The sequence below is a fragment of the Pelotomaculum propionicicum genome, from assembly GCF_048984525.1.
In the GTDB taxonomy this organism is placed as follows: domain Bacteria; phylum Bacillota; class Desulfotomaculia; order Desulfotomaculales; family Pelotomaculaceae; genus Syntrophopropionicum; species Syntrophopropionicum propionicicum_A.
The window spans coordinates 87,522-96,198 of the sequence record NZ_JBMGJC010000015.1; the positions used below are offsets into that span (position 1 = coordinate 87,522).

General features: G+C 49.2%; 10 protein-coding genes. 6 read left to right on the forward strand and 4 right to left on the reverse strand.

The window, feature by feature from the left end; translation table 11 throughout:
* Nucleotides 1–19: 19 nt before the first annotated feature.
* From ACOBQJ_RS15200 to ACOBQJ_RS15215, 4 genes are all read right to left on the reverse strand, one after another.
* On the reverse strand, nt 20–343 hold the full coding sequence (locus ACOBQJ_RS15200; protein ID WP_421072617.1) for a CC/Se motif family (seleno)protein: 324 nt from the start codon (nt 341–343) through the stop codon (nt 20–22).
* A gap of 76 nt (nt 344–419) precedes the next feature.
* The gene (locus tag ACOBQJ_RS15205) at nt 420–929 is read right to left on the reverse strand and encodes a MarR family winged helix-turn-helix transcriptional regulator (RefSeq protein WP_421072618.1); all 510 of its coding nucleotides are present in this window, start codon (nt 927–929) and stop codon (nt 420–422) included.
* 41 nt (nt 930–970) lie between these two features.
* Nucleotides 971–2,203 carry a DEAD/DEAH box helicase gene (locus tag ACOBQJ_RS15210; RefSeq protein WP_421072619.1) on the reverse strand — a complete coding sequence of 411 codons (1,233 nt, stop codon included), beginning with the start codon at nt 2,201–2,203 and terminating at the stop codon, nt 971–973.
* A gap of 11 nt (nt 2,204–2,214) precedes the next feature.
* On the reverse strand, nt 2,215–2,580 hold the full coding sequence (locus tag ACOBQJ_RS15215; protein WP_421072620.1) for a metallopeptidase family protein: 366 nt from the start codon (nt 2,578–2,580) through the stop codon (nt 2,215–2,217).
* Between the two features lie 355 nt (nt 2,581–2,935).
* On the opposite strand from ACOBQJ_RS15215, the gene ACOBQJ_RS15220 reads away from it, so the two are divergent.
* The 6 genes from ACOBQJ_RS15220 to ACOBQJ_RS15245 all read left to right on the forward strand — a co-directional run bounded on the left by ACOBQJ_RS15220 (nt 2,936) and on the right by ACOBQJ_RS15245 (nt 8,567).
* Nucleotides 2,936–3,529 carry a hypothetical protein gene (locus ACOBQJ_RS15220; protein WP_421072621.1) on the forward strand — a complete coding sequence of 198 codons (594 nt, stop codon included), beginning with the start codon at nt 2,936–2,938 and terminating at the stop codon, nt 3,527–3,529.
* Between the two features lie 148 nt (nt 3,530–3,677).
* Nucleotides 3,678–4,535, forward strand: a complete 858-nt coding sequence (locus ACOBQJ_RS15225; RefSeq protein WP_421072622.1) for an ABC transporter substrate-binding protein — start codon at nt 3,678–3,680, stop codon at nt 4,533–4,535.
* 13 nt (nt 4,536–4,548) lie between these two features.
* Nucleotides 4,549–5,193 (forward strand): 7-cyano-7-deazaguanine synthase, encoded by a 645-nt coding sequence (locus ACOBQJ_RS15230; protein WP_421072623.1) that lies wholly within the window; start codon nt 4,549–4,551, stop codon nt 5,191–5,193.
* Nucleotides 5,190–6,941 (forward strand): ABC transporter permease, encoded by a 1,752-nt coding sequence (locus tag ACOBQJ_RS15235; RefSeq protein WP_421072624.1) that lies wholly within the window; start codon nt 5,190–5,192, stop codon nt 6,939–6,941. Before ACOBQJ_RS15230 ends, ACOBQJ_RS15235 begins: the two co-directional genes overlap by 4 nt.
* Nucleotides 6,919–7,623 (forward strand): ABC transporter ATP-binding protein, encoded by a 705-nt coding sequence (locus ACOBQJ_RS15240; protein WP_421072625.1) that lies wholly within the window; start codon nt 6,919–6,921, stop codon nt 7,621–7,623. The genes ACOBQJ_RS15235 and ACOBQJ_RS15240 overlap by 23 nt, the downstream gene beginning before the upstream one ends.
* A 191-nt stretch (nt 7,624–7,814) precedes the next feature.
* On the forward strand, nt 7,815–8,567 hold the full coding sequence (locus tag ACOBQJ_RS15245) for a hemolysin family protein (RefSeq protein WP_421072626.1): 753 nt from the start codon (nt 7,815–7,817) through the stop codon (nt 8,565–8,567).
* The last annotated feature ends 110 nt before the right edge of the window (nt 8,568–8,677 follow it).

Genomic DNA, 8,677 nt, shown 5'->3' on the forward strand with positions numbered 1-8,677 from the left:
ATCGAGTGGTTTCTGTTACCTACTGACCGGCGTAATTAGGAGTGAAAAAATCTCTGTATCTCAGCCCCTCTATATTCAGAGATTTGTATGGGGAGTTGTTATCCGCCAGGCATATCACGGCCCCACCCGGAGCAACGACAGCTCCGTCCTTAAAAACGTAGACCTTAATCCCATCAACAACAACTTCTTCATAACTTTCTGGCTCGGAAGGTTTATATTCAAACACAAGGGGCTCGTTGCTGTAGCCGCAGCAGCTGGCCATACCTACCGACTCCACGGTTATGGCGTCAAACTTGCTTAGAATATAGTCCCTGGCTTCTTTGGTAATCTCTAATTTGATCATCTTTTTTGCCTCCTTGAACAGTGATTTTAGCAATTCTATACACACATTATTAAATGTCACCGGCATTCCCTATTTTTTAATCCAGGTTTGCGTTTACCTTGTGCAATAACATTTCGAAATCCTCTGCTTCGCCGTCAGTTAAATCACCGTAAAGCAATGCGTCGATCTTTTTAGAAATATCATCAAAAACCGGTTTCAGTTCGTTTCCTTTACCGGTTAATTTTATATAAGTTACCCTGCTGTCCGTGCAGCTTTTTTCCCTTTCGACAAAACCGTACTCCACAAGCTTGTCTACTAATACAGTAACCGTTGGCTTGGTCCTGTTGATCATGTCAGCCAACTCCCTCATAGTGTATTTATCCCCTTTAAAAAGGACCACTAAAATATCGCCATGAGAAGGAACAATCCCTTTAATGCCGTGGTTTTCGAGTTCCCTGACGATAAACTTGTTTGCTTTTTCTCTTATTCTGCTTATTAAAGAAAGCGCGTTTCCTTTTTTCATACTTATATTATAGTTAGACGTCGAACTATAGTCAAGCAAGGGCTGGTTTATGCCCTGGACTATAATGTGAAATTCCCGTTCCACAGGGGGAACGGTTCCAGTAAGTTTCCTTAAAATACAACTGGCTAATGTCTCGTTCTTCGCCTGAAATAACCAACCGGACCGGGTTTTCCGACAGGCGCTTTCTTTGTTGCAGCCTTGCTATCTGCCGGTTCTGTCTCAATTAAGGGATAGGGATGATCTTCGATTACAGGTATTGACTTGGCGATGAGTTTTTGAATATCTTTCAGATACGGCTTTTCTTCCGTATCACAAAACGAAAGCGCCACTCCTCCGAGTCCGGCTCTTCCAGTACGTCCAATCCGGTGGACGTATGTTTCCGGGATATTGGGCAGGTCATAATTAATGACATGTGACAATTCTTCCACGTCTATGCCTCTTGCAGCTATGTCTGTCGCTACCAGGACCCTGGTCTTTTTAGCCTTGAAATTATTCAAGGCCAGCTGCCTGGCCCCCTGCGATTTATTCCCATGAATAGCTGCCGCCTGTATATCTGCTTTGGCCAGGTCTTTAATGATTTTATTGGCTCCATGCTTTGTCCTTGAAAACACCAGCGCCGAAGCAATCGCCTTGTCTTGCAGCAAGTGAATAAGCAGCAGTTTCTTATCTTTTTTCCCGACAAAATACACTGCCTGCTCAATAATGTCAACGGTAGATGAAATAGGAGTGACTGCCACTCTTACAGGATCTATTGTAATTGAATTTACCAGCTTTGTAATCTCCGGCGGCATGGTTGCAGAAAATAACATCGTTTGCCTTGTTTTAGGCAAATGCGATATGATTTTTTTCACGTCGTTTATAAACCCCATATCAAGCATCCGGTCCGCCTCATCAAGCACAAAGAACTTTACTTGACGGAGGCATATAAATTTCTGGTTGATCAGGTCAAGCAACCTGCCCGGAGTGGCAACCAGAATATCCACCCCCGCTTTCAAGGCATCCGTCTGGGGTTTTTGGGTCACACCACCAAAGATAACAGTATTTTTAAGGCCTAAATATTGCCCGTAAGCCGTAAAACTTTCTCCGATTTGAATCGCCAATTCCCGTGTAGGAGTGATTATTAAAGCCTTAATTATTCTTGGAGCCTTTAAATTCCTTTGTTCTTCAGAAAGGAGCTGCAGTATGGGAATGGCAAACGCGGCTGTCTTCCCGGTCCCCGTCTGAGCACACCCGATCAAGTCTTTTCCTTCCAGCAAGGGCGGAATAGCCTGTTCCTGGATGAGAGTGGGTTCCGTATATCCTTCTGTCTTTAACGCCTCTCGAATAGGTGAAATGAGATTCAGTTTATCAAATGACATATTTTCTCCTTTTATAATGATCTGTCCTGAAGGGCTTTTGCCAATTCCTCCATTTCCTTTCGTGCCAAATCGTCACAGCCGGCCAGCGACTCCAGGTGATGCTGCATTTCATGCAGCACCGTATCTACAATCTCAGCTTCCCAGCACTCTTCAGATTCATCTTCCAGCAGTTCCACAAAAGATCCATAATAAAACATGATGAAACAGCCACCGATGCCGTCCTCAATGTACTCACCCAATATGTAGTACTCGCCTTCACGCTTATTGCCCTTCCGCAAGTTAAAACCGCCGGTCAAGTCCCGGAGGAAACAATCCGGGATGCGGTCTACGGCTTGATCGAGCATGTCAGCGAACTGGTCAAAAGATGGTATGGCCATTTAAATTCCTCCGCAGTATCCAGGGGACATTCGAGACTTCTGATAAGTCACTTTTTTAAAATGAACGGGGCCTGAGAACTGTAGGTGAGGCTTTAGCCTTACAGCCCTTCCGCTATTACCACATTCTACAGCATTACCCATCCCAGCACAAGAGAACCCCTGACCATTGGCCTGCCCATCAGACCACAAGATGCCAATTCTTTTCAGAAAACTATCCATTAAGCAAAAAACGTCCTTTTGTTTCCACTTGCTTCCCCTTCTACGGCTTTTACTTCATGGCCTTCCATTATATGTAACAAAAGTATGATGCCTAACATATTCTACATACAAAACCATATATATGGAGGCTGTTTTAATGAGCGCAAAATTTACTGCCCTGTCACAGGCGTGTGAAACCATCTGTATCGAAGTGCCCAAAGTCTATGATTTCTGTTTTGAGCGCGATACCCGCGAAAACGTCTGTACTCCCCTGGGCAAATGCAGTCCTCCGGAGGGCGCCGTGGTAAGGTGCACCATCAACTCCGCCACCTGCAGCGAAGTAAGCCGCGGCGAGCCGGATGCGGCGGGGCGGGCCGACGTTACTTTCGCCTTTGCAATAAACTATACGCTTGAAGTTGTCAGTACCACCGGCCAGGTCGTTTGCAGGGCCAGGGACCTGATCTTCAGCTTTACTAAAACAATATCTCTTTGCGCGCCGGAAGGGACCTTTACCAACTGCACAGTCGTCAATTCCGCATGTACCTGCATGATCCTCGGCGCCCAAATCTGCTGCACCTTCGACCTCTGCACGGTATTCCAGTCCCTGGCCATAGTCAAAATACTCGTACCCAGCTTCGGTTTCTGCACGCCGGAGTTATGCGAGCAGGTTTCACCCGCTCCCCCCCTTGTTTGCCCGCCGGACTTATTCCCGCCCCAGTGCCCGGCAGGTAAAAATGAAAAGTGGCGGTAAACCCGCACCCGCTGTAACCAGCTGAATCCCGGGAGGCTAATGGCCAAACTGTGGTGTAACAAGAAAATCTTTCAGGAATAGAATAAATTACGATGGCAGACATAACTGCGCGTGTGACGGGGTGACATTTATGAGAAGACGGGCGATTATGAAACGTCTGCTATGCTGGCTTTTTATTGTGCTGGCCTGTTTTCTTGCGGTCAGCTGCGGCGCCAGGGACTCAAAACCAACCATCCGCATCTATTCTTCCGTCAGCCTGAAAGACGCTACCTGCTATGCCGAACGGTTTGAAGAACTGTACGGGGTTAAAGCATTGATCTGGAAGGGCTCGGCTACGGAAGTGCTGACACGAGCCCTGGAAGAGTGCCGGGCCGGTAAAATCCAGGCGGACGTTGTGCTGCTAAATGCCCGGAAGATGTGGGTAGCCGACCAGGAAGGAATCCTGGTCCCTTACCATGAAAAAACCAGGCACCCTTATTTGATAGAGATGATTACCCTGGCATACAACACCAACGAGGTGAAAAACCCGCCCAGAACCTATTGGGATATCTTCAGCCCGGAATACGCAGGCAAAACAGCGCTTGAGATTGATACGCCCGAGTGGGAAACCGGCCTGGCCGGTATTCTTGGTGAAGATTATTTTACCCTTTTGCACCAGAAGCTCATAACAAGGGAAATACGGGGGGTGGACGGCCGCAGCCTCCTGTCCGAAATGGTTGTTTCCGGGGAGATCCCCATGGCCATAAACCTGGGCAACAATTATATGGAACGGGCCAAAGCAAAGGGCGCCCCGGTTGACTGGGTCGCCCTGGAGCCCGTTGTGGCCTGTTCCGAGGAGGCCGCCCTCCTAACCGGCAATCCGGACGCCGGCAAATTTATTGATTTTCTCCTGTCGGAAGAAGGACAGCGCCTGGCCCTGGAAACCGGGAAGGGCGTACCCGTGGATACGGATCTGGAATCTCCCCTTGACACAGGGTTTAAAACTGTTGTCCCCCGGTTTGAATAAAGGAGATTTATTCATGGATGAGAAAAAGGCGGTACTGTTAAACAGCGGCGGGCTGGACAGCTTTCTGGCCGGGAAATGGCTTGACGCCAACGGCTACATAATCCACAGCCTTTATATACACTGGACTGTCGGGGGAACAGTGTACAATCCCCTTGTTGAGCAGGCCGCCCTGGAAACCTCCGACCGCATCCATGCCGTTTCTCATACTATTTTCCCCCTGGCAGGGGACAGCCTGTTTGGGGAATACAACAAGCTGCCCCACAGGCCATGCTGCAGCTCAACCATGTATTACGCCATTGCCGGGGCCTATGCCTATAACAAAGGATGCCGGTACGTCGCCTCCGGGCACATGTACTTTGATAAAGTAAATCACTATGAAGAGGACTACTTCCAGGCCATAAACACTCTTTTTAAAGCCCATTATTACGGAAAGAACGATAAGGCCGTCCAGGCCGGCCTGGCCAAAAGGGAGGACATCACCACAGGCCGGCACTTTGAATTGCTTCTCCCGGTTTTTCGCCTGCAGGACACCGCGGGCTTTATGGCCTCGCTGGGAATTGGGCACGACGAACTAAAACACACCTATTCCTGCGCGCTCTATCCTCCCTGCCAAAAGTGCCACAAATGCATACGCAGGGGTCAGTTGGGCCTGGAGTGAAGCAAAAGTGGTTTCAGATGAAGAGAATACCCGGATACATCCTGCCGGCGGCCGTGACGGCGGGGCTGTTTTTTTTAGTGCTGCTGCCGCCCGTCTACCTGTTCATAAATAGTTTCACAAATTCCGGCGGCGCTCTTTTCCCGGGTGGATTGACCCCGGGCAACTACATCCAGGTGCTGCACCACCCTGAAATAACTGCTCTCCTGGCAAATTCACTGCTCTTCGCCTGTGGTTCAGCCTGCCTGGCCTGTGCCACCGGGATTACCCTGGCGTGGCTGTATGAAAGGGCCGGCCTGCCCTACAAGTTCCTGATCTTTTCCCTGGTCCTGATCCCCCTGGTTGTCCCCGGCCTTCTCTTTACAATATCCTGGGTCTTTTTGCTGAGCCCCAAAACGGGTATTATCAACCATTTCCTGGTGTCAGCGGCCGGGCTGCCAGGCCCGCCTTTTAATATTTATTCCTTCGGCGGCATGATCTGGGTGGAAGGGCTCACCAATACCCCGCTTGTCTTCTTACTAATGAAGGGAGTATTCTCCGCCTTCAACCGGTCCTGGGAGGAAACAGCGTATCTCTCGGGCGCCAGTAAAAGACAGGTGTTTTATTTCATCAACCTGCCCCTGGCCAAACCGGCGCTTTTCTCAGCCTGGCTGCTGGTTTTTATCAAGGGGTTTACCGAGTTTGACGTCCCTGCTGTGATCGGCCTCCCGGCGGGATACCGGGTCATTACCTCCCACATCTATACGCTGCTGCGCAATTATCCAGTGGATTACGGGTTGGCCAGCGCCTTCTCCATGCTGCTGGTAATTATCATCATCCTGGCGGTCTGGTTAAATAAAGGCATTTTCAGAGAGTCCCTGCGCTATGCCACCATCAAAGGCGGGGGCTTCCGGCCGCAGGCCGGGGAGAGAGGCCTCCGGACCCGCCTGGCTCTAATTGCTGTCCTTCTTTATTTATTTGTAAGCACGGTCATGCCTTTTTTAATTCTGTTGTGGTCGTCCCTGCAGCCTTACTACGGGCTGCCGGGGACAGAGTCCTTGAAAAACCTCACTTTTGCCAACTATGTCACCCTGTTTCGTTATCCCAACATAAGCGGCGCCTTCCTGCGCAGTTTCTGGCTTTCCATAACCGCGGGCGCCATCGTGATAGCGCTGTCCGTTATGACCGGCATGTATACGGTCAGGTCAAGGCTGCCGGGCCGCAACTTGCTCGACGGGCTGGTAACGCTGCCGATGATTTTTCCCGGAATTGTCCTGGGGACGGCCATCATCCTGGTTTATCTGAGGCTGCCGCTGCCGGTTTACGGAACAGTCCTGCTGCTGTTAATCGGTTATGTCACCCACGGGCTGCCCTACGGCGTCCGTTATACCAGTGCCGCGCTGGTCCAAATTCACCCGGAACTGGAAGAAGCCGCCCTGGTGTGCGGGGCCACCAAACTGCAGCAGGTATGCAGAATCACGCTGCCGCTTTTAAGGGCCAGCCTGGTCAGCGGCTTTCTCTATATCGTTGTCCTGACCATGCGCAACCTTTCTATAGCCCTGCTGCTGTATAAACCGGGCAGCGAGGTTTTGTCCGTGGCGGTATGGGACCTCTGGAATACAGGGGGTTATGTCACCCTCAGCGCGCTCGGGTCCCTGTTGATTATAATCCTTCTCTTACTGGCCGTTCTGGCCGGGAAACTGGACATACCGGGGTTCGGCGCGGTTGATTACAGGAGTGGTGGAGCAGATGTTATTGATAGAAGGGCTTAGCAAACAATTTATCCTGAGAAATGACCGTATCAACACTGTTGACAATATCAACCTGACGGTCCGGCCGGGTCGCGTACTGGCCCTTTTTGGCCCCTCCGGCTGCGGCAAGACCACATTACTGCGGCTTATTGCAGGCCTGGAGAACCCTGACCGGGGAAACATCCGCATCGGGGATCAGATTGTGTATCATTTCGGCGGGAAAATCAATATCCCCCCTAACAAGCGAGGTATCGGGATGGTTTTTCAGTCATGCGCCCTCTGGCCGCATTTTAATGTTTACGAGAATGTCGCTTTTCCCTTAAAGGTCGTCCGCAGGCAGTACGGTTACTCGGCCCGGTATATACGGGAAAAAGTCATGTCGATGCTGGACATGGTCCAATTAAGCGGTTATGGCAGCAGGTTTCCCGATAAGCTGAGCGGCGGGCAGCAGCAGCGAGTGGCCCTGGCCCGCGCGCTGATCAGGGAGCCGGACCTGCTTTTATTAGATGAACCTTTGTCCAGCCTGGATCCGGGATTAAAGATGCAGTTGCAGAAGGAATTAATAAGGATACATGAAAAAACAAAAATAACCATGGTTTATGTGACCCATGACATTAATGAGGCCCTGGAAATCTCCGATGAGCTGGCCATGATGGAAAAAGGCAGGATAACGGAGATTCGCAAGCGTAATGAACCGTTATAGTTACGAACTGTATGTATACTGTGGAACGGTATATTCGTTAGTGGCCTGCCCATCAGACCACAAGATGAATTTGACTGCAGCTGACTTGGGTTCGGGGCACACTGTGAAAAACACGTTTCTTCGCATATGTATCAATAAATACATACATGCTACTCAAAAAGACCAGAATTTTTTATGAAGGGTGTTTAACTTTGGAAATTAATTGGACAGGCATATTTATTATACTTGTACTTGTTTTAATTAACGCCTTTTTCGCAGCAAGTGAAATAGCGGTAATAACCTCCCGCCGGTTAAAAATAGAAAGATTGAAGGATGACGGAAACAAATCGGCGCAAGTACTTATCGGACTAATGGATAACCCCAGCCTTTTTTTGGCAACAATTCAGGTCGGTATAACATTAGCCGGATTTTTAGCCAGTGCTACCGCCGCGGTTGGTTTGTCAGCAGCCATCGCGCACATATTTAGAGAAATGGGTATTCCAGCAGGTATATCCAACACTCTGGGAGTATTAATCATTACTATAATAATCTCTTATATCACATTGGTCTTTGGGGAACTGGCGCCTAAGCGACTGGCCATGCAGTGGTCCGAAAAAATAGCGTTAACAGCAGCCAGACCAATAAATTTAATCGCCAAAGTTACCACCCCGTTAACACGTTTCTTAACTTTTTCCACAAATATAGTTGTAAGGTTGCTGGGAGGCAACCCCCAGCACCGGGAAAAAGAAATAACAGAAGAGGAAATCCGACTCTATATAACGGAACACAGGACCCTTCCTGAAGAAGAAAAACGTCTGATTGAAGCTGTTTTTGATTTTGGAGATCAGGTTGTGCGCCAAGTCATGGTTCCAAGAACAGAAATCTTTTATATGAGTGCCGATGACAGTATTAAAGAGGCCCTGGGAAAGGCCTGTAAAGTCCGCTACTCCGTAAGCGCCAAATAACAAAGTGTATAGAAAAAAAGCAAAAACCAGTGTAAACTGAGTTTTTGCCCTATTTGCAGGCTTCCTGAACCTCCAGACTCCAAGGAAGATAATCTTCAAGGAATTCCGGA